Annotated in this window: 1 protein-coding gene; it reads left to right on the top strand. The window is 64.1% G+C overall.

Going from position 1 to position 421, the window contains the following annotated elements; translation table 11 throughout:
• Positions 1–59: 59 nt before the first annotated feature.
• Positions 60–421: AraC family ligand binding domain-containing protein (locus QWI17_RS06285; protein ID WP_302721674.1), on the top strand; the 362-nt coding region annotated here is incomplete at its 3' end.

Raw genomic sequence — 421 nt, 5'->3', positions numbered from 1 at the left:
TAACAGAAGCCGCCATGCCGATCATCGGACAACCCCGTCCCATTCCTGAACTCAAGCAGTTGCCCAGGCCACTGTACGCACGTGCCGAAAGCCTGGGCGCCGGTTCCTGGACCACACGCCACCAGCACGACTGGGTACAGTTCTCCTACGCTATCAGCGGCGTGCTGGGTGTTTACACCGACGCAGGCAGCTACTTTGCGCCACCGCAGTGGGGGGTGTGGATCCCGGCTGACGCCGAGCATGCGGTGGTGACCTCGATGCAGGCCGAGATGCGCAGCCTGTATGTACGCCGGGACGCCTGCCCCTGGGCTGCCCCGCAGTGTCGGGTATTGGAGGTGACGCCGCTGGCGCGTGAGTTGATCAAGCAGTTCTGCCTGTACCCAGCCGATTACCCTGAGGGCGATAGTGCTCAGGCGCGGCT

This window comes from Gilvimarinus gilvus (assembly GCF_030518155.1).
Lineage (GTDB): Bacteria > Pseudomonadota > Gammaproteobacteria > Pseudomonadales > Cellvibrionaceae > Gilvimarinus > Gilvimarinus gilvus.
Note: the sequence above shows the minus strand (reverse complement) of the source record. Positions and strands in the feature narration are given on the sequence as shown.